Source organism: Roseovarius sp. (assembly GCF_027019125.1).
GTDB lineage: Bacteria > Pseudomonadota > Alphaproteobacteria > Rhodobacterales > Rhodobacteraceae > Roseovarius.
Genome location: NZ_JALUXE010000002.1, coordinates 392,443 through 410,391, shown reverse-complemented (window position 1 = coordinate 410,391; position 17,949 = coordinate 392,443). Strand labels below are relative to the sequence as shown.

The following is a 17,949-nucleotide window of genomic DNA, read 5'->3' as shown; positions in this document are numbered from 1 at the left end:
TTCAAGGGAGGGGCAGGCCATGAGCAGAGCATTCGTTTTTCCGGGGCAGGGCGCGCAGGTGATCGGCATGGGCGCGGATTTGGCCGCAAGTTATCCGGCGGCGCGCGCGGTGTTCGATGAGGTGGACGAGGCGCTTGGGCAAAAGCTGTCGGCGCTGATCTGGGAAGGCACGCAAGAGAGCCTTACTCTGACCGAGAATGCGCAACCGGCGCTGATGGCCACCTCGATTGCTGCGCTCCGCGCGCTGGAGGCCGAAGGCGTGGCCCTCTCAAAGGGTGCAAGCCATGTGGCGGGGCATTCCTTGGGCGAATATTCGGCGCTCGCGGCGGCCGGCGCAATCAGTCTGGCCGATACCGCGCGTCTCTTGCGCATCCGGGGGCAGGCGATGCAACAGGCCGTGCCGGTGGGCGTCGGCGCGATGGCTGCGCTCTTGGGTCTGGATTTCGAAACGGCTCGCGATGTGGCGCAAGAGGCCGCTGCAGGCGAAGTCTGTCAGGCCGCCAATGACAATGACCCTGCTCAGGTGGTGGTTTCGGGCCACAAGGGGGCCGTCGAGCGGGCCGTGGAATTGGCCAAGGCACGCGGCGCGAAACGCGCGATGCTCTTGCCCGTAAGTGCGCCTTTTCACTGTGCGCTCATGGCGCCTGCCGCCGAGGTGATGGCCCAAGCCCTTGCGGATGTCACGATCCAGGCGCCGGTGGTGCCGCTTGTGGCCAATGTGCGCGCGCAGGCCGTGACGGACCCGGCGGAGATCCGCGCGCTTTTGGTTGAACAGGTCACGGGCTCTGTCCGGTGGCGTGAGTCGGTGCAATACATGGAAGCGCAGGGCGTCACCGAGATCTGGGAAATCGGCGCGGGCAAGGCACTCTCGGGTATGGTGCGCCGCATCGCACGCGACATCGCATGCCGCTCGATTGGATCGCCGGACGAGGTTGCGGCAGCAACCGCAAGACTCGTGGCGTACTGATCCGCGTATCGCTTACCAAGGAAGGACTTAATATGTTTGATCTTACAGGGAAATCTGCGCTTGTGACCGGGGCATCGGGCGGCATCGGTGCGGCGATTGCGCGGGCATTGCATGGCGCAGGCGCAACTGTCGGACTGAGCGGAACGCGGGTTGAGCCGTTGGAAACGCTCGCGGCGGAATTGGGCGACCGCGCGCATGTGTTGCCCTGCAACCTCGGCGATGCTGAGGCGGTCGAGGCGCTGACCAAGGACGCAATTGCTGCCATGGGCAGTCTCGATATTCTTGTCAACAATGCGGGTATCACCCGAGACCAGCTCTTCATGCGAATGTCCGACAAGGACTGGCATGATGTGTTGGACGTCAACCTGACTTCGGCGATGCGACTTTGCCGAGGCGCTGTGCGCCCGATGATGAAGGCCCGGTGGGGGCGGATCATCAACATCGGTTCGATCGTGGGATCGAGCGGCAATCCCGGACAGGTCAATTATGCCGCTGCCAAGGCGGGGCTTGTGGGGATGACAAAATCCATCGCCGCCGAGGTGGCCAGCCGGGGTATTACGGCCAATGTCGTGGCACCGGGCTTTATCGCCACGCCGATGACCGAAAAGCTCAATGACGAGCAGAAGGCCGCGCTTAATGTTCAGATCCCGATGGCCCGGATGGGCACATCCGAGGAAATCGCGGCCGCCGTGCTCTATCTTGCCAGCCCCGAAGCAGGTTATGTCACCGGGGCCACGCTGCATGTGAATGGCGGCATGTCGATGTATTGAACGAGCGCTTGATCCTTCTGGTCCATCTGGGCTGAGTGAAAGCATTTGCCATTGTCGGCGCATATGCTATAGGCCACCGAGATCAGCCGGAGGGATATGCGGATTCTCCCGGTGGCCTGTGTATTCAGGTAGTCGAGAACCGCCCATTGGGCAAAACCATCGCCACTTCCCGGCTTGGGCGGGGGCAGACAACGGGCAAAACAGCCCAAGACAAAACGAGGAACAAGACATGAGCGATATCGCAGACCGCGTTAAGAAAATCGTTGTGGAACACCTGGGCGTTGAAGAGGACAAAGTCGTCGACAAAGCCTCTTTCATCGACGATCTCGGTGCGGACAGCCTCGACACGGTCGAACTGGTCATGGCATTCGAAGAAGAATTCGGCATCGAGATCCCCGATGACGCGGCGGATACGATCCAGACCTTTGGCGACGCGGTCAAGTTCATCACCGAAGCGTCCTGATTTCGCGCTGATGCGCCAATCAAGAGCCCTGCCATTCGGCAGGGCTCTTTCCGTTTGTTCCCCGATACGTTTCACAATCGCGTGTGACAGATCGCCGGTCTGCCGTTGTCGGGCACCGTGACGGTGCCATGACATCCCGTTAACGGTCCGTTGATACATCCCTTTCCCATCGCTCTGGCCCAACTCTTTGGCCAAGGGCAGCACGCATGCGGCGCGGCAACAGGAAAGGGATCTCCATGAACAAGGCAATCACCGACGGCATCGTTTTCATGCCGCAACCCTTTGCAAACGGTCTGGACCAATGGTCGCGCGCGGACGGGCGACCGGGGGCCGACACATACGCCAATGCTGCCGATGCGGCCTTTGTGCCCGCAGATCAGGACTTTGGCGGTGCGCTGGAACTGCAAAAGACGGAAACCGTCCAGCGTCTGCGCTACATGGGTGAAACGCCGATCTTGCCTGGATGCTATCTGCAAGTCCGGGCGCGGATCAAGGCGATCTCCGGCAATCTGCCCAGTGTGCGTATCGCCGCATTTGCAGGTGGGGCAGGGGGCGTTGCCGTGCCTGATGTCACGGTGAGCGGGCCGGCGGTCGCGCTGACCACATATGGTGCGGTGGTCGAGGTGACGGCCATCGTTGGCACGGGCAGCCGCACGGGTGTGGACATGCCGTGGGGGCGCGCAGCTATTTTCGGCCATTTCGGGCTTGATCTGACCGGGCCAAGCGGGGGCGTGGTGCGCATTGATGACATCATCATTGAGGATGTCAGCCGCTTTTTCCTGCGGGATGTCATAAGCACGGTTGATGTGCGCGACTACGGCGCAATTGGCGATGGGGTGACGGATGATCATGCCGCTTTCGAGGCCGCCGATACCGCTGCCGGGGGCCGCGAGATCATTGTTCCCGCAGGCGAGTATTTCCTTGGGCAGAGCACCACGCTCCAAAACCGCATCCGGTTCGAGGGCACGCTCGTCATGCCCGACGCGGCCATTCTGGCCCTGACCAAAAACTACGATCTGCCCGCGTATATCGACGCGTTCGGCGACAGCGAGCTTGCCTTCAAAAAGGCCTATCAGGCGCTTTTGAACAATCCCGGTCACGTCACGCTTGATCTGGCAGGGCGCAAGGTTGTGCTGCGCGCGCCCGTTGACATGGCGGCAGCCGTGGGTAACCGCACCACCTATAATCAGCGCCATGTGATCCAGAATGGCCAGTTCACGATCCAGGGTGGCCCTGCCTGGACGACCGATGTGGTGACCTCACAAGCCAGCTATGACATTGCTGACCCCCGACATCTGACCAATGTGGTCAACGTGGCCAATATTCCCGTGGGCGCGCTGATCGAAGGCAATGGCGTGGGCCGGGAGGTTTATGTAACCGCAAAGAATGAGGCGGCTCAGAGGCTTGATATCAGCCAGCCGTTGTTTGACGCGGCGGGTACTCAGGTCTTTACGTTCCGGCGGTTCAAATACCTGCTGGATTTCAGTGGATTTGGCGATGTCTCGCGCATGGTCTTTTCCGAGGTCGATTTTCAATGCACCGGCGATTGCAGCGGGGTGCTGTTGCCACCGCAGGGCTCGGCCAATCATTTCCGCGACTGTTTCTTTACCCGCCCCAAGGATCGCGGCATCACCAGCCACGGCGAGGGGGATCAGGGTATGATGATCGACCGCTGTCAGTTCATTTCGGACGAAGGGCCGCTTTTGTCAACCGAGCGGCGCAGCATCGCGTTCAATGCCAATGCCAATGACCTCAAGATCCGCGACAATCGCAGCGTGCTCTTTCGGCATTTCGCCGTGCTGGCGGGGAGCAGCTCGTTGATCTCCGGCAATCATGTGTTTCAGGGCGATAGTTCGCAAGGAGGCGCGCGTGTTGCGGGGTTCGTTCTGACCCGGATCAACAATCGCGGCAGCATCAGCGGCAACTACATCGACAACTGCTTTATCGAATGGGTGAACGAGCATGATGCAGAACCCGAGTTTGCGAGCGAGTTTTCGTTCAGTGCGCTGAGCATCACCGACAATGTCTTTCTCGCTGGCAATATGGCGCCGTGGTTCACCTATATCGTGGTCAAGCCGCACGGGCCGGGGCATTTCATTGATGGCTTGACCGTCACCGGCAATACGTTCCGCGCGATCGGTACCATTACGCGGGTCGAGACGGGCGATACCAGTTTTGCTGATTTGAACTATGACCGGGTGCGCAATGTCACCTTTGCCGACAACAGCTTTCACAACATCGACATTCCTGTCGCAAATCCGCTGGTAATGCAGCACACCGAGGACAGCCCAAGCGCCACTTGGGTCGTCACCCCGGCGCCGCGTTTGCCGTTCGGCGCTTGGGCACAGACGGTCGAGGCGGTAATTCCTGCGGGCCCGCTGCGCAATTCGGCCAATGCCGTTGTCCATGCGACCCCCTATTTCGAGGCGCAACAAGGCCCGGACCGTGACCGGATCAACCTGCGATGGCCCAGCCCGGTTCTGGGCTCGGTGGTGTTGCGGGTTCGGATCGACGATCCGCTCTGATACTGCGCCGGGTCTTTGGTGACGCGTCAGAACGACCGCCAGAGACCCAGCTTGACCCCGCGCTCGCCGCCACCCGAAAGTGGCAGGATCACACCGAATTCCAGATGCGCGCCAGGTCTGACTGCATACACATAGGACGGTGCAAACCGTGCATAGGCCCGCCCCGCAGCGGGTCTGCCGGTTTGCACTTGTGCCATCACCTTGCCACGCGCGGTGATGTCGAGACCAAAGGTGAGGTCGCTTTCGAGTGTCACCTGATCGCCGCCAAAGACCACCGCCCGCCCGTCGAACGCCGCCCAACCCTGGCGCTTCCAGAGCGTCAGGCCCCGTCCCAGCGACAGGCCGGGACGTAGCGCGTTGACCTCGGACACTTGACCCAAGCCCATTTCAACCGCGATCTTGACCTTCTGCGCGGGTCGACCGATGGGCCAGCGGGCAAAGGCGATCGCCTTGGTCATTCGTAGCGCATCGCCCCCCACATCGAGGCCCAAGGTCAAGCGCTCCGTTGCACCATATTCGGCGTAGAGTGTAAAACTCTGCCGTCTGAGGCCAGTGTCGTCTGGCGCATCGACCTGTCCCGTTGTTGCCAGAAAGGTTTGCCCCTTGGCCCGCGGCCACGCGCCTGCCTCTGCCATGCCGTTCAGCAATGGCAGTATCAAGACAGCAAGAAGCAGGATCAACCGCATCGTTACCTCCGCGTTAACCCTCGTTAAAAAGGGTAAAGCGCAGGTTAAGACGGCCCGGGAATTTACCGGAGGACGGGCGCATGCTAGGCTTGGCTGAAAAAGGAGGTTGCCCATGCCCCACATCACCACCAACACCGATCACCAGACCGTGCTCACCACCTTCGAGGTGACGCCGGGCACCTGTCAGGATCTGATGGATCTGCTGACGGCCGCCTATCGCGACTTCATCTCGCATCAGCCGGGCTTCATTGCCGCGGGTTTGCATGTCAATGATGCCCAGACCCGCATTGCCAATTACTCGCAATGGCGGGCGCGTGGGGATTTCCAGGCGATGCTGCGCTCGGACGAAATGCGCGCCCGCAACCGTGAAATCAGCGCGCTGTGCAAGGGTTTCGAGCCGGTGATGTATGACGTGGTGGCGACCTTCGGATGACGCAAGACAACGCGCCGACCGACGAATTGACGCGCGAGGTGGCGGCGCTGCGTCGCGAGGTTCAGCGGCTTAACGCGCATCGCTTCATCCGTGTTCATAATTCATTTCCGCGCATGTTGGCCTTCAATCTGGCCCGCGGCCTTGCCGCGGGGCTTGGGACGGTGCTGGGGGCGACAGTGCTTTTGTCTGTCATCATCTGGGCACTGAGCCAGATCGAGTTTCTTCCCATCATCGGAGATTGGGCGGCGCAGATCGCAGCGCAGGTCCGCGACATGCAGAAGTGAACCCGGGCTGATCTGGATCATGGCAGAACGCGGCCGGCTGACGGATGGTGAGCGTAGTCAACAGAAAAGGACAGGCCATGTACGCTCATATTCTGGTTCCCGTGTCATTCGACCAAGATCGCGATTCCAAAGGCGCACTGCGCGCAGCACAGCTCCTTGCGGGCGAGACAGGCCGCATCAGCCTGTTGCATGTCATCGAGCAGGTGCCGAGCTATGCCATTTCGTATTTGCCGCAGGGCTATGCGAACGAGGCGCGCAAGGCAGTCGAGGCAGAGTTGGCCGAGATTGCCTCTACCTTGCCCAATGCTTCGGCGCATGTGGTCGAGGGGCATTCAGGCCGCACCATCCTTGATTGGGCAGAAGCCCATGAACCCGACTGCATTGTGATTGCCAGCCATCGGCCCGGCATGCAGGACCTCTTGCTTGGCTCGACCGCGGCCAAAGTGGTGCGCCATGCGCCCTGCGCGGTGCATGTGATCCGCTGAGGTGCCATGACTGTGGGCTTTGGGTTGCGCCGTTGCTGGCGCGACCCCACATGCCTCATATGGCAACAAGAGGAGAGCGCCCATGCAATGCCCGATTGACGGCACGCAACTGGTTCTGGCGGAGCGCGCCGGGGTTGAGATCGACTATTGCCCGCAATGTCGGGGTGTCTGGCTGGATCGGGGCGAGCTGGACAAGATCATCGACCGCTCGGCCTCGGCTGTTGTGACAGCGGCACCGGTGCAGGGCGCGCGCGATCACCACGCTCACGGGGACCGTCCCCGCAAAAAGCGCGGTGGCTTTCTCGAAGATCTGTTCGATTTCTGACACGCGCCCTTGAAGGGGCAGGGTGGCCGGAGTAAGCGCAGGAATGCCAAGAATTCTGACAGCCCTCTTGACGCTTGTGATCGGCATTGCCGCTCTGATGCCCTCCACTGGGGGGCATTCGGCACTTCTTGGGCTGGACAAGGTGGCGCATCTGCTGGCTTTTGCCGGTCTGGTCATCCCGATGACCCTTGCGCAGCCGCGCCGCTGGCCTCTGATTTTCGCGTTGGCTCTGGCCTATGGGGGCCTGATCGAGATCGTGCAGCCGAGTGTTGGCCGAAGTGCGGAATGGGCGGATTTCGCGGCGGATGGGCTGGGGGCGGCGATGGGAATCGGCTTGGCTCTGTCTTTGCGGCGGCGTTTGACCAACTTCAGGTAGCCCTGTGCATGCTGCACGTGCAAAAAGGACGTTTCAGGGTCATCTTTTTTGCCTCTGCGCCTCAAAACTTGATCTTGATCAAGTTTCACCACCGGCAATGCACCTAGGGTCAAATTGGGACCTAGGTCGGTTTTCGCTTCGCGGGTGTCACGAGTGGTGCGGGGTTTGGTATGTCTTGCGAGGGTCTTGCTCCGACAGTTATTATTAAAAGAGAATACCATGACAACGACCCGCCGCCGCTTTCTCAGCATGACCGCCGCCGCGCTTGCGGTTCCGTCTACCGCCTTGGCTGCGCAGAGCGCCCATTGGCAGGGCCGTGCCATGGGGGCCCCGGCGCGTCTTGCCGTTGCGGGCCTCTCTCAAGATGCGGCGCGTCCTGTCTTCGCGGCGCTTGAGGCCGAGTTAGAGCGTCTTGAACAGATTTTCAGCCTCTTTCGCCCCGACAGTTCCCTGGTCCGGCTTAACCGCGCTGGCCGTTTGGTCGCGCCCGCTACCGAATTGCTCGACGTGCTTGTTCTGGCGGACAAGCTGTACCACGCATCGGGCGGTGTTTTTGACCCCACGGTCCTGCCTCTGCTTGAAGCCGGAGCATTTGGACGCGCACGCGCTAAGGTTTTCGGGTTGATCGGCTGGGACAAGGTCCGCATCGACCCGCGTGAAATCTCTTTTGCAGTCGAAGGCATGTCGCTGACGCTCAATGGCATCGCTCAAGGGTATATCAACGACAGGATTGCCGATCTCTTGCGCGCCCACGGCCTGACCGACGTGATGCTCGATATTGGTGAGTTGCAAGGTATTGGCCAGTGCCCCTTGCGCAGGCCGTGGCAGGCGCGGATCTTTGCCACGGACGGGGCGTATGAGGATCACGTCACGCTGCGCAACCGTGCCGTGGCCACAACGCGACCGTTTGGCGGGTTTCGCCCCGGCGGCGGTGGACAGGTTGTGTCCCCCATAGGGAACACGCCCTGCCACTCCATCGTCACTGTTTCGGCACCGAGTGCCGCCGTCGCGGATGGTCTCTCAACTGCTCTTGCCCTGATACCGCGCGAAGAGACCCTTGGGGTTGTGGCCCAATTCGATGGGGCCCGCATCGAATTGATTCGCTGAGACAGGCGTTGCGGGTTGTCAGCCCTGCAAGTCGGATGATGGTGACGAACCAACTGGGCGGCTCTGGTTGCCACTCTCCTGATCGGAACTGGAAGCCCGGATCGACATTGCGCCGGTTCAAGACGATAGCTATCGTATATGCCAGTTCAACAGGGCCAAAGGGCGGGTATTGACGATCAAGGTGCATCCTTTTGGCGATTACGCGCACCGGCAGCCCTTTGCCTATGATCCCATCCGCCGGGCCTGCATGCCACTGGTGACGGTCACGGACGCGTTTGATGCGGCTGATATAATCCTGCTTGCTCATACCAAGGATCTCGAGCGCCATGCCGAAACGGTGGTGTCGCGCCTGGGCGCGCATCAGCGTGTTGTGCTCTTGTCGGAAGAGCCGCTGTGGGATTGTGTCTGGGCCAAGGATCCGATCACCCGCGCGCAGGTTTTTGATGCCGAGGCAGGGCCGTTGCCCTATGTCTATCTCAATCATGTGACGTCAGACATCTACGATTTCGAGCGGATTCCTTATTTCCTTCTGACGGATTACGCCTATCCCACGCGCTATGGTTGCTGGTTCGCAGAGAATGCGCGCCTGTCTCAGCGGGATTGGATGGAGAGGTTCGCCGGGGCGAGGTGGGATCTGGCCTTTGTCGCCGAATACCGGAACGAGCCGCGCTTTGATGCGGCCTATCCCGAAGCAGGATTTTACGGCCTGGGGCGTTGGCGGACACGTCTGGCCCTGGCCTGCAGCGGCGAGCGGTTGCTGCGGATGGGGTCAGGCTGGAATGAGCTGCCGCGCCGGCAGACCCTGCCGGATTGGCATCTTGAGAAATACCTTGATCTGCGGGGGCGCTGCGCCGTGCTGTCCGCCGTCGAGAACACGTATCACCGCTCTTATATCACGGAGAAGATCTTTGATGGTCTCGCGATTGGGGCCATGCCGCTCTATGTCGCGGGAGCGGATCACCGGATTCACGACCTCTTGCCGCAAGGGGCGTTTGTCAACCTCGACGGTCTCACACCAGAGGCGGCGGCAGAGCAGATGGCCGGATATACCGCCGACGCGCAGGCCTTGTCCGCGTATTGCGAGGCACAGGCGCGTATGGCGGCGCTGTTCAACACGCCGTCTTTTCTCTGTGCGGAATACGACCGTCTGGCGCAGGCGCTGATGCGAAACCTATCTGCGCTGATCTGATCAAGCGCTATTTACCGTTCGAACAGACGCCTCAGGGGCGCCGTGATGCGCCAACTGCGCGAGTCCAGAACGGCACTGAGATGCGCCTTGACCTGCGCCAATTCGGTCTCGAGCGCCTGGATCCTCTGGGCACAGGCGGCGGTTTCCGCCTCTTGCTCTCGCCGGTCGGCATAGGACTGTTCGAGCGCGCGTTGCACCTGATGCAACTGCGCAAGAAGAATTCGCTCGCCCGGTGTCGCTTGCGGGTTGAGAACCGTATCCTTTGCCGTGCTCATGGCCTCTCCTGCCTTTCCCGGCGATCCTATGCCGCTTGGATGGTGACGTCCATTGCCCTCTGGGCCAATCATGCCGCGTCGCTTGCGAATCGCACAGGACTGCCGCAGGGAATGGAGCATGGCACACACCGTCACCCTCGATGATTTTACAGGCGTCTGGACGCTTGAGCGAACCATCCAACACGCGGATGGTACGGGTGCCTGTTTCACCGGGCGCGCGGTCTGGCGGCCTGATCCAAACGGTTTGGCCTATCATGAGACCGGCGAGATGGTGTTGGCAGAGGGCGCGCGTTTCTTGGCCGAGCGGCGGTATCTGTGGTCTGCGGATCTATCGGTCTGGTTTGAGGATGGGCGCTTTTTTCATAACGTTCCGCCCCATGGCGGGCCGACCGCGCATTGGTGCGATCCGGATCAGTATGACGGGCAGTACGATTTTGTCGATTGGCCCGCCTTTAGGGTCACATGGCGCGTGCGTGGACCGCGCAAGGATTACCGGATGGAGACACTCTATCGCCGTGTCGACGATTTTGCGGATGCGGCGGCACGGGCGCTTGGCTAAGTTTGCCGTATGACAGAGATTCTTCAGACACGATTACCCTATGATCCGGAGGGTCGGCATGCCTTGCCGGGTATTTCCCCGCTCTTGATGGCCGACTGGTTGCAGGTTGACGAGGCCTTTGCGGGGCAGATGGCCGAACGTGCCCGGCTCTTGTCCGAGCAGCGCGCCGAGGTGGTGGCGATCACAGAGGGCGCTGGCCCGGCGGCAGCAGAGCTTTTGCAATTTGTGCTGGACTGGCTGTGGGACCACGGCCAAGGCTATGGCATTTCCGCAAATCAGGTGCAGCGCCCCGATGGTGTGATCGTTCCCATCGACAGGACGGACCCGATGGGAACCCTGGGCCATCTGGTGCAAGAGGATCTTTGCCTCATGGAGCGGCGCGGCGACGAGCATGTGTTGACCGCGGCCGTCCTGTGCTTTCCGGCGAGTTGGCATCTGGCGGACAAGATTGGTCGTCCGCTGACCACCATTCATGTTCCGGTCAAAGCTTATGATGATGCTCTTGCGCGCCGGGTGCAGCGGCTCTTTGACGGGGTGCAGGTGGGGCGGCCGCTCTGGCGGTTCAACGCGCTGCGCTATGCCAGTCCGACGTTGCATCAGCCCCGATCGCGCGTGCAACCCAGTGCGAACGCCGCCTATCCCTATCTTCGCAGCGAGCGGCAATGCGTGCTGCGCCTGCCGCAAACGCGGGCCTGCGTTTTTTCGATTCACACCTATGTTCTGGCCCGTCCGTCCGGGCAGTAACCCGCGGAACGGGTGTGCCCGGTGGCTCAGGTCAGAAGCGGCTGTGCCTCGCGCAGGGTGGTATAGGTCAAGAGCGCCGCGCCAAGCGGTGGCACATGCAAAAAGAGCGTGAGGCCAAAGGTGACAATCGTCAGACGCATCGGCAATGAGGCTTCCGGAATTGCCAACTGTGCGTCCACTGCGTCCTCGGGAATGGTATACTTGGGACGCGCAGAGCTCTGGCCTGTGTCCTTTTCACGGCGGGGCCTGGATGGGCGCCTGCGTGGCGTCTGTCGACGGCGCTCTGTGGCTTCGTTGGCGCAACCGGACAAAAGGTCGAATGTCATGTCGACAAGCGCACTGCTGATGGGACGGTTTGCGGCCCCATGCAGAACCGCGTCAAAGTGCAGATAGCCGCGTACCCGTTCGACCAGGCGCCGAGTCAGCATTTCATAGGCTTCGGGATCAAGCGGAATGTTGCGCTTGGAGTTGCGCGGTCCGACGGCCAGCACCAGATAACTTGGGCCATCGTGGCTTTGGCCCGGAAGCCAGCCAAGCGCGATACGCACCGCGTCACGGTCGATGAGGGCAATATCCTCACCGTCCCATGTCAGGCGGCGCAGCTGAGGCGCAAGACGCTGAGACGCGATGTCGAATTCCTCGACAATGTCGGGAAAATCCATTCCCGGAGGTTCGAAGAACTCCAGCGCGGCGATCTGGCCGTAACTCTGTCTGCTCATTTCATGCCCCGTTCTTTTGAGAGGGTTCAGATGAAACCGGACATACTTGGCACGTTACCTGTAGAGGAGAGCGGAGGATTACCCGTCAGCCCCCGTCGATTTGCGCGCCCATGAGGGCAATCGCCTTTTGATAAACACTGGCGGCGTTCCACTGCTGGATCACAGCGAAATTTGGCTGACCTTCCTGATACCCTTGTCCCGGTTGCCAGCCCTTCTGGCGCAAGAAGTTCGCGGTCGAGGCCAGCGCGTCGGTAAGATTGTAGAAATCCACGCGCCCGTCGCCATTGGCATCAACCCCATATCTGAGGGCATTTCCCGGCAAGAATTGCGTATGTCCCAACTCGCCGTGCTTTGCCCCTTTGGTCTGAGCGGTGATAGCCCCCTGATCCACAAGCTTGAGCGCACCAAGGGCATGAGGCCGAAAGAACTCAGAGCGGCGGCAATCATAGGTCAGCGTGACAATGGCCGACACCACAGCGCTATCCCCCATGAACCCGCCAAAGCCGGTCTCCATCCCGTGAATGGCGATGAGCACACCGGCGGGCACGCCATACTGTCGCTCCAATGCGTCGTAAAAGGCGGCATCCCGCGCGCGACGCTTGCGGCCCTGGGCCACGATGGTGGTGGCGCCGCGCACCTGCATGAACTTCTCGAGACTGTATTTGAAGCTTTTTTGGTTGCGATCCGCCGCGATGGTGCCGCTTGCATACTGCGCCCCTGCCAAGGCCTCGAGCCCTCTTTGGCCGACACCTTCGGCGGCAGCCTCTCTGGCAAAGGCGGCCTTCCAGCTGGAGAACCCCTCAGCGCTGTTGCCGCAGGTTGCGGCCAGCGCGCTGTTGGCCAAAAGGCCAAAGCCAAGGGCCATGGCAAAGGGCTGGAGGCGACGCATCGTCGACGTGAACATCACAATCTCCCGTGAAATACCTTTTGGATAGAGTGTAACGCGCCACGCGCGCGCCACAAGTCCACCCTAGCGGGGAATTTTTTGTTTCCCGTCATCCCAACAGGCCCTGCACGGTTTGCAGAGCCTGCGCTGTGGCCCCATTCACCTGCAAGGTCAGGAAAAATCCGGTCATCGCCGCCGTCTGAGAAGCAAGTCGCAGGTTCTCGCCGCGCATCAGATTGATGACCGCAAGAGCAGCGGCAACCGGCAGGGCAAAGAGGCCAAGCGTGATCGTCATTAGCCAGACACTGAGGCGCAGGGGGGCCGTGCTCTCGCGGATGTCGTCAGACTGGGACGCGGCGGCATCTGCCGGTTCGAGATTGTCCCGAAAAACCGCGCGCAAGGCACCTGTCATCCGGTCCTCTGGCATTGCGTCGCTCTCTGACACAAATCGCGCGTGTAGCGCCTGATGGGTCGCATCGATGTCTGGCAAACGACCGCGCGCTGGAGTCGCTGCGGGATGAGACACGATCTCAGCCTGGGGCGCGGGCACCTCGGGTTCTTCCTGAAAGGTGATGGCCTCAAGAAATTCGGCATGGCTGAGCAGGGCCAGCGGGTGAATCCACTGCACATAATCCGGGGCCAGCGTGCTGTGCAGCGCGCGCAGAACATGGGCGAGTATCGAAAGGGCCAGTTGCGTCTGGGGCGGTGCCTCTGGGTCGGTGGGCGACAGGCTTAACGCAAGAAAATGTTCAGCGGGCTGATCCAACGCGGCCAGCCTGTAATCCTGATGGATCTCGATCCTGAGAACAAAGTGATCGGACTGTAGGAGCGCGGCGTTATCGGAGAGGATGCGCAAGCCTGTCGTCTGCTCGCCCAACCAGTCGAGGACTATGCTGATCCGGTTTCCGATCCTGACGATGTCGAAGTTTCTCGTACCGAGAAAAACTAGCCCCGCCGTTACCCTTTGTGTGGAATTGGCCATGGGAGATTCCATTATCTACGTTGTGAGTAATCTCTTAATGACAATCAAAGGTGGAGCGTATTTGTTTCAAATGCGGATTAATTTGGGCAATTCTTCAATTATCGTGACATTGATGCCGATCACGCAACGGTGAACTGTTCGTGAAAAAAGGGCACCCCAGATGGGATGCCCTGAATTTGCAGCTGCACGTTGAGAGATCAGCAGCTGTAGTACATGCCGAACTCGACAGGGTGCGGCGTGTGCTCGTATTTGTGGACCTCATCCATCTTGAGAGCGATGTAGGCCTCGATCTGGTCCTTGGTGAACACGTCGCCAGCCAGAAGGAAATCGTGGTCCGCCGCCAGGCATTCCAGCGCTTCGCGCAGGCTACCGCAGACAGTCGGAATGTCCTTCAGTTCCTCGGCGGGCAGGTCATAGAGGTTCTTGTCCATGGCTTCGCCGGGGTCGATCTTGGACTTGATCCCATCGAGGCCAGCCATCAGCAGGGCCGAGAACGCCAGATAGGGGTTTGCGCTCGGATCGGGGAAACGGGCCTCGACGCGCTTGGCCTTCGGGCTTTCGGTCCACGGAATACGCACGCAACCCGACCGGTTACGGGCCGAATAGGCGCGCAGAACGGGGGCCTCGAAACCGGGGATCAACCGCTTGTAGCTGTTGGTGCCGGGGTTGGTAAAGGCGTTCAGCGTCTTGGCATGCTTGAGAATGCCGCCGATGAAATAGAGCGCCTCCTGGCTGAGGTCGGCATATTTGTCACCGGCAAAGAGCGGCTTGCCGTCTTTCCAGATCGACATGTTCACGTGCATGCCCGACCCGTTGTCGCCATAGATCGGCTTGGGCATGAAGGTGGCCGATTTGCCATAGGCATGCGCCACGTTGTGAATGATGTACTTGTACTTCTGGATTTCGTCAGCCTGCTTGGTCAGCGTGCCGAAAATCAGGCCGAGTTCGTGCTGGCAGCTTGCGACTTCGTGGTGATGCTTGTCCACCTTCATGCCGATGCGCTTCATGGTCGAGAGCATTTCAGCGCGCAGGTCCTGTGCATCGTCCACCGGGTTCACGGGGAAATAGCCGCCCTTGAGGCCGGGGCGATGACCGGTGTTGCCCATCTCGTATTCGGTATCGCTGTTCCAGGAGGCGTCAACGGCGTCCACCTGATATGAGACCTTGTTGATCGTGTTCGAGAACCGCACGTCGTCAAAGATGAAGAATTCTGCCTCGGGGCCAAAATAGGCGACATCGCCGATCCCGGAGGATTTCAGATAGGCCTCGGCCTTTTCTGCCGTGCCGCGCGGGTCGCGGTCATAGGATTCGCCGGTGTCGGGCTCGACCACCGAGCAATGGATGCAGAGGGTCTTTTCCGCGTAGAACGGATCGACATAGGCGCTTTCGGTGTCGGGCATCAGTTTCATGTCCGAGGCTTCGATCGACTTCCAGCCGGCAATCGAAGAGCCGTCGAACATGAAGCCTTCCTCGAGGAAATCCTCATCGACCAGGTCGGCGACCACGGTCACATGCTGAAGTTTGCCGCGCACGTCGGTAAAGCGGATGTCGACATAATCAATGTCCTCATCCTTGATCAGCTTGAGAACTGCGTCCTTGCTCATTCTCTTGTCCTTTTCTTGTTAGAGTAGATTTCAGAGCGCGTCCGAACCGGATTCACCGGTGCGGATGCGAATGGCTTGTTCAACGGGGCTGACAAAGATCTTGCCGTCGCCGATCTTGTCGGTTTTGGCCGCGTCGATGATGGCTGCGATGGCTGCGTCCACCTGATCGTCATCGAGAACGACGTCGATCTTTACCTTGGGCAGAAAATCGACCACATATTCGGCACCGCGATACAGCTCGGTATGGCCCTTCTGGCGGCCAAACCCCTTGACCTCGATGACAGACAGACCCTGGATGCCAGCTTCCTGAAGCGCCTCCTTCACCTCGTCGAGTTTGAAGGGTTTGATGATCGCTTCGATCTTTTTCATCGGCTCGGCCTCCCGCGGTTACGTTCGGAACGTGCAGACCACTTCTCAGGACGAGGCTCAATCGGGTAAGCTCGATTTTGCGGCGCGTTCGAGGGGGTGAACGAACGGATTGCTTAAATAATGTGCAAAATGCGTAATAATGCAGCGATATGAAAATCCAGAAGGGCCGGGAATGTTTGAAATTTTGTCATCCGCCGAAATGCGCGCCCTGGAACAGACGGCTATCGAGTCGGGGGCCGCCACAGGGCTTGAATTGATGGAGCGCGCAGGTCGGGCCGTGGTCGACGCGGTGTTTGCCGAGTGGCCCGAACTGGCCAAGGCGCCGCAAAAGGCGATTGTCCTTTGTGGTCCGGGCAACAATGGCGGCGACGGCTTTGTCATCGCGCGGCTCTTGCAGGGCTGGGGATGGGAGGTGGGGGTTTTTCTATATGGAGACCCGGCGCTGCTCCCGCCGGACGCGCGGATGAATTATGATCGTTGGTGCGCCATGGGGCCTGTGCACGATCTGGCGCAGGCCTCTGTCGAAGGGCCAAAAGTGACGTTGTTGGTCGATGCAGTGTTCGGCACCGGTCTGCGGCGGCCGCTGCAAGGCGTGGCGCTGCGGGCCTTGGATCTTTGGGCAGAGCACCGGGTCGCGGTGGACCTGCCCTCGGGGCTGTGTGGCGACAGCGGGCGTGTGTTGGGTGAGGTTGGGGCCGCCATGCGCGCGGCGCTTACGGTGACATTTCATGCGCCCAAGTTGGGTCATGTGCTGGCGGATGGGCCTGCGATCTGTGGGCGGGTTCGGATTGCGGACATCGGCCTTGCGGCAACGGCTGCGGGCGCGGTCAGGCTGGTCGCGGCACCGGATATGCAGAACCTCGGCAAAGCGGTCGGGGCGCATAAATACGGCCATGGTCACGCGCTTGTCCTGACAGGCGGTGCGGGCACAACCGGCGCGGCGCGTTTGGCGGCGCGCGCGGCGCTCCGGATCGGGGCAGGGGTGGTGACACTGGGCGTTCCACCCGCCGCGCAGATGGAGGTGGCGTGCCAGATCACCGCACTGATGCTGCGGCGGGTCAGGGATGATACGGATTTGGTCTCTGTTCTTGAGGATACGCGCATCAACGTGCTCTGTCTTGGGCCGGGAATGGGGCTGAGCGATGACAAGGCGGGCTTGCTCAGGGCGGCGTTGCAGAGTGGTCGGGCACTGGTGTTGGATGCGGATGCGCTGACGTTGATTGCACGCGATGCTGACCTCTTTGCGCTGTTACATCCGGCCTGCGTGCTGACACCTCATGCGGGGGAGTTCGCGCGGCTCTTTCCCGATCTTGCCAAGAAACTTCAAGGCCCGCCCGAAACTGGGCCCGCCTATTCCAAGGTCAATGCCACCCGTGAGGCGGCCAAGCGTGCAGATTGTGTTGTCCTTTTCAAAGGTCCTGACACGGTGATTGCGGCTCCGGACGGGGAGTGCGCCATCCACCCGGCGGCCTATGAGCGTGAGGCACCCTGGCTGGCCACGGCGGGCGCGGGCGATGTGTTGGCCGGGTTTATCGCGGGGCTATTGGCGCGCGGGTATGCCCCGATGCAGGCCGCCGAAATCGCGGCCTGGCTGCATGTCGAATGTGCCCGCGTATTTGGTCCCGGTCTGATTGCCGAAGACCTGCCCGAGGTGCTGCCCAAAGTGCTGCGCGCGTTGCCGGATCAGGCAGCGCAGGCATCAAGCCGCATGTCGGGGTTGCTGGCCAGTTCCAGCCCGTCGACATAGAGGATGTGGGGCGTTGCGAAATCGAGGCTGAAGATGGTCATTTCCTGCGCCGCCTCAAGCGTCACAAATTCACCATCCACAAGTCGCGAAGCGGGAACCAACGCCTGCGCATTGCCAAACAGTGCCTTGGCCCGCCAGTCGCGCACCAAAAGAAGTTGTGCGGCGGGCAGGGTCACATCGCGTTCGGGCCGCGTATGTCCAAGGGTTCCGGCCATGATCCGCACCGCTGCCGAGCGCACCCGATGCCGGGTGATCCCGCGCAAAACCGCCATGCCGCTGTCGCGGGTAATCACACGATCCCCCACGTTGAGATCTGTCACGCGCCGCTCACCGTCAAGGGTGAGAATGATGCTGTCGGCCAAGAGGCCGCATGTGTCCACAGGGGGAAAGATGGCCAATCCGCCATCTGACCGCCCGACCGTTTTCGGTTTCATGGCGTGTCTCGCTTGTTTTC

Annotated in this window: 22 protein-coding genes; 14 read left to right on the top strand and 8 right to left on the bottom strand. The window is 60.8% G+C overall.

The genetic code is table 11. From position 1 onward, the window contains the following. Positions 1-19: 19 nt before the first annotated feature. The 4 genes from fabD to MVC20_RS02200 all read left to right on the top strand — a co-directional run bounded on the left by fabD (position 20) and on the right by MVC20_RS02200 (position 4,725). Positions 20-967 carry an ACP S-malonyltransferase gene (gene fabD / locus MVC20_RS02215; RefSeq protein ID WP_297538001.1) on the top strand — a complete coding sequence of 316 codons (948 nt, stop codon included), beginning with the start codon at positions 20-22 and terminating at the stop codon, positions 965-967. Positions 968-999: 32 nt separating this feature from the next. Further along, positions 1,000-1,737 (top strand): 3-oxoacyl-[acyl-carrier-protein] reductase, encoded by a 738-nt coding sequence (fabG, locus tag MVC20_RS02210; RefSeq protein ID WP_297537999.1) that lies wholly within the window; start codon positions 1,000-1,002, stop codon positions 1,735-1,737. A gap of 229 nt (positions 1,738-1,966) precedes the next feature. Continuing rightward, on the top strand, positions 1,967-2,200 hold the full coding sequence (locus tag MVC20_RS02205; RefSeq protein ID WP_008282321.1) for an acyl carrier protein: 234 nt from the start codon (positions 1,967-1,969) through the stop codon (positions 2,198-2,200). Between the two features lie 236 nt (positions 2,201-2,436). Beyond that, entirely contained in the window at positions 2,437-4,725 is a 2,289-nt protein-coding gene (locus MVC20_RS02200) for a glycosyl hydrolase family 28-related protein (protein WP_297537996.1), read from the top strand. Positions 4,726-4,751: 26 nt separating this feature from the next. On the opposite strand, the gene MVC20_RS02195 is transcribed toward MVC20_RS02200, so the two are convergent. Then, complete coding sequence (locus MVC20_RS02195) at positions 4,752-5,411, bottom strand: hypothetical protein (protein WP_297537994.1); 660 nt, start codon at positions 5,409-5,411, stop codon at positions 4,752-4,754. Positions 5,412-5,523: 112 nt separating this feature from the next. On the opposite strand from MVC20_RS02195, the gene MVC20_RS02190 reads away from it, so the two are divergent. The 7 genes from MVC20_RS02190 to MVC20_RS02160 all read left to right on the top strand — a co-directional run bounded on the left by MVC20_RS02190 (position 5,524) and on the right by MVC20_RS02160 (position 9,610). Beyond that, positions 5,524-5,844 carry an antibiotic biosynthesis monooxygenase family protein gene (locus MVC20_RS02190; RefSeq protein ID WP_297537992.1) on the top strand — a complete coding sequence of 107 codons (321 nt, stop codon included), beginning with the start codon at positions 5,524-5,526 and terminating at the stop codon, positions 5,842-5,844. Next, complete coding sequence (locus MVC20_RS02185) at positions 5,841-6,128, top strand: DUF5665 domain-containing protein (RefSeq protein ID WP_297537990.1); 288 nt, start codon at positions 5,841-5,843, stop codon at positions 6,126-6,128. Before MVC20_RS02190 ends, MVC20_RS02185 begins: the two co-directional genes overlap by 4 nt. 77 nt (positions 6,129-6,205) lie before the next feature. Further along, positions 6,206-6,613: a universal stress protein gene (locus tag MVC20_RS02180; RefSeq protein WP_297537988.1), complete on the top strand. Its 408-nt coding sequence runs from the start codon at positions 6,206-6,208 to the stop codon at positions 6,611-6,613. Positions 6,614-6,695: 82 nt separating this feature from the next. After that, entirely contained in the window at positions 6,696-6,938 is a 243-nt protein-coding gene (locus tag MVC20_RS02175; RefSeq protein WP_297537986.1) for a zf-TFIIB domain-containing protein, read from the top strand. 43 nt (positions 6,939-6,981) lie between these two features. After that, the gene (locus MVC20_RS02170; RefSeq protein WP_297537984.1) at positions 6,982-7,314 is read left to right on the top strand and encodes a VanZ family protein; all 333 of its coding nucleotides are present in this window, start codon (positions 6,982-6,984) and stop codon (positions 7,312-7,314) included. 219 nt (positions 7,315-7,533) lie between these two features. Continuing rightward, positions 7,534-8,421: an FAD:protein FMN transferase gene (locus MVC20_RS02165; protein WP_297537982.1), complete on the top strand. Its 888-nt coding sequence runs from the start codon at positions 7,534-7,536 to the stop codon at positions 8,419-8,421. A gap of 169 nt (positions 8,422-8,590) precedes the next feature. Next, positions 8,591-9,610 carry a glycosyltransferase family 10 gene (locus MVC20_RS02160; RefSeq protein ID WP_297537980.1) on the top strand — a complete coding sequence of 340 codons (1,020 nt, stop codon included), beginning with the start codon at positions 8,591-8,593 and terminating at the stop codon, positions 9,608-9,610. 11 nt (positions 9,611-9,621) lie between these two features. Here the strand turns inward: MVC20_RS02160 and MVC20_RS02155 are convergent, their stop codons facing one another. Continuing rightward, positions 9,622-9,885 (bottom strand): hypothetical protein, encoded by a 264-nt coding sequence (locus tag MVC20_RS02155; protein WP_297537978.1) that lies wholly within the window; start codon positions 9,883-9,885, stop codon positions 9,622-9,624. 118 nt (positions 9,886-10,003) lie between these two features. Between MVC20_RS02155 and MVC20_RS02150 the strand changes: the two genes are divergently transcribed. Both MVC20_RS02150 and MVC20_RS02145 read left to right on the top strand, forming a co-directional pair. Next, complete coding sequence (locus MVC20_RS02150; protein WP_297537976.1) at positions 10,004-10,444, top strand: DUF6314 family protein; 441 nt, start codon at positions 10,004-10,006, stop codon at positions 10,442-10,444. Between the two features lie 9 nt (positions 10,445-10,453). Then, positions 10,454-11,188, top strand: coding sequence for a DUF3445 domain-containing protein (locus MVC20_RS02145; RefSeq protein WP_297537974.1), 735 nt, complete (start codon positions 10,454-10,456; stop codon positions 11,186-11,188). A 26-nt stretch (positions 11,189-11,214) separates the two neighbouring features. Here the strand turns inward: MVC20_RS02145 and MVC20_RS02140 are convergent, their stop codons facing one another. From MVC20_RS02140 to MVC20_RS02120, 5 genes are all read right to left on the bottom strand, one after another. Continuing rightward, the gene (locus tag MVC20_RS02140; RefSeq protein WP_297537971.1) at positions 11,215-11,907 is read right to left on the bottom strand and encodes a hypothetical protein; all 693 of its coding nucleotides are present in this window, start codon (positions 11,905-11,907) and stop codon (positions 11,215-11,217) included. 85 nt (positions 11,908-11,992) lie between these two features. Beyond that, positions 11,993-12,772: a lytic transglycosylase domain-containing protein gene (locus tag MVC20_RS02135; RefSeq protein ID WP_297538090.1), complete on the bottom strand. Its 780-nt coding sequence runs from the start codon at positions 12,770-12,772 to the stop codon at positions 11,993-11,995. Positions 12,773-12,902: 130 nt separating this feature from the next. Continuing rightward, on the bottom strand, positions 12,903-13,775 hold the full coding sequence (locus tag MVC20_RS02130) for a hypothetical protein (protein WP_297537969.1): 873 nt from the start codon (positions 13,773-13,775) through the stop codon (positions 12,903-12,905). Between the two features lie 197 nt (positions 13,776-13,972). Continuing rightward, a complete protein-coding gene (glnA, locus tag MVC20_RS02125; RefSeq protein WP_037269546.1) occupies positions 13,973-15,379 on the bottom strand; it encodes a type I glutamate--ammonia ligase in 1,407 nt (468 codons plus the stop codon). Positions 15,380-15,409: 30 nt separating this feature from the next. Continuing rightward, on the bottom strand, positions 15,410-15,748 hold the full coding sequence (locus tag MVC20_RS02120; protein ID WP_008282302.1) for a P-II family nitrogen regulator: 339 nt from the start codon (positions 15,746-15,748) through the stop codon (positions 15,410-15,412). A 172-nt stretch (positions 15,749-15,920) separates the two neighbouring features. Between MVC20_RS02120 and MVC20_RS02115 the strand changes: the two genes are divergently transcribed. Next, the gene (locus MVC20_RS02115; RefSeq protein WP_297537964.1) at positions 15,921-17,495 is read left to right on the top strand and encodes an NAD(P)H-hydrate dehydratase; all 1,575 of its coding nucleotides are present in this window, start codon (positions 15,921-15,923) and stop codon (positions 17,493-17,495) included. On the opposite strand, the gene MVC20_RS02110 is transcribed toward MVC20_RS02115, so the two are convergent. After that, positions 17,432-17,929 carry a Hint domain-containing protein gene (locus MVC20_RS02110; RefSeq protein WP_297537962.1) on the bottom strand — a complete coding sequence of 166 codons (498 nt, stop codon included), beginning with the start codon at positions 17,927-17,929 and terminating at the stop codon, positions 17,432-17,434. The two genes, MVC20_RS02115 and MVC20_RS02110, sit on opposite strands and share 64 nt — an antisense overlap. Between the last annotated feature and the right edge of the window lie 20 nt (positions 17,930-17,949).

Coding starts and splice junctions, on each gene's coding strand:
- MVC20_RS02190 (WP_297537992.1), top strand. CDS start 5,524: ATGCCCCACATCACCACCAACACCGATCACCAGACCGTGCTCACCACC.
- MVC20_RS02185 (WP_297537990.1), top strand. CDS start 5,841: ATGACGCAAGACAACGCGCCGACCGACGAATTGACGCGCGAGGTGGCG.
- fabD (WP_297538001.1), top strand. CDS start 20: ATGAGCAGAGCATTCGTTTTTCCGGGGCAGGGCGCGCAGGTGATCGGC.
- MVC20_RS02195 (WP_297537994.1), bottom strand. CDS start 5,411: ATGCGGTTGATCCTGCTTCTTGCTGTCTTGATACTGCCATTGCTGAAC.
- MVC20_RS02175 (WP_297537986.1), top strand. CDS start 6,696: ATGCAATGCCCGATTGACGGCACGCAACTGGTTCTGGCGGAGCGCGCC.
- MVC20_RS02130 (WP_297537969.1), bottom strand. CDS start 13,775: ATGGCCAATTCCACACAAAGGGTAACGGCGGGGCTAGTTTTTCTCGGT.
- MVC20_RS02145 (WP_297537974.1), top strand. CDS start 10,454: ATGACAGAGATTCTTCAGACACGATTACCCTATGATCCGGAGGGTCGG.
- MVC20_RS02140 (WP_297537971.1), bottom strand. CDS start 11,907: ATGAGCAGACAGAGTTACGGCCAGATCGCCGCGCTGGAGTTCTTCGAA.
- MVC20_RS02170 (WP_297537984.1), top strand. CDS start 6,982: ATGCCAAGAATTCTGACAGCCCTCTTGACGCTTGTGATCGGCATTGCC.
- MVC20_RS02155 (WP_297537978.1), bottom strand. CDS start 9,885: ATGAGCACGGCAAAGGATACGGTTCTCAACCCGCAAGCGACACCGGGC.
- MVC20_RS02205 (WP_008282321.1), top strand. CDS start 1,967: ATGAGCGATATCGCAGACCGCGTTAAGAAAATCGTTGTGGAACACCTG.
- MVC20_RS02110 (WP_297537962.1), bottom strand. CDS start 17,929: ATGAAACCGAAAACGGTCGGGCGGTCAGATGGCGGATTGGCCATCTTT.
- glnA (WP_037269546.1), bottom strand. CDS start 15,379: ATGAGCAAGGACGCAGTTCTCAAGCTGATCAAGGATGAGGACATTGAT.
- fabG (WP_297537999.1), top strand. CDS start 1,000: ATGTTTGATCTTACAGGGAAATCTGCGCTTGTGACCGGGGCATCGGGC.
- MVC20_RS02180 (WP_297537988.1), top strand. CDS start 6,206: ATGTACGCTCATATTCTGGTTCCCGTGTCATTCGACCAAGATCGCGAT.
- MVC20_RS02135 (WP_297538090.1), bottom strand. CDS start 12,772: ATGGCCCTTGGCTTTGGCCTTTTGGCCAACAGCGCGCTGGCCGCAACC.
- MVC20_RS02150 (WP_297537976.1), top strand. CDS start 10,004: ATGGCACACACCGTCACCCTCGATGATTTTACAGGCGTCTGGACGCTT.
- MVC20_RS02165 (WP_297537982.1), top strand. CDS start 7,534: ATGACAACGACCCGCCGCCGCTTTCTCAGCATGACCGCCGCCGCGCTT.
- MVC20_RS02120 (WP_008282302.1), bottom strand. CDS start 15,748: ATGAAAAAGATCGAAGCGATCATCAAACCCTTCAAACTCGACGAGGTG.
- MVC20_RS02200 (WP_297537996.1), top strand. CDS start 2,437: ATGAACAAGGCAATCACCGACGGCATCGTTTTCATGCCGCAACCCTTT.
- MVC20_RS02115 (WP_297537964.1), top strand. CDS start 15,921: ATGTTTGAAATTTTGTCATCCGCCGAAATGCGCGCCCTGGAACAGACG.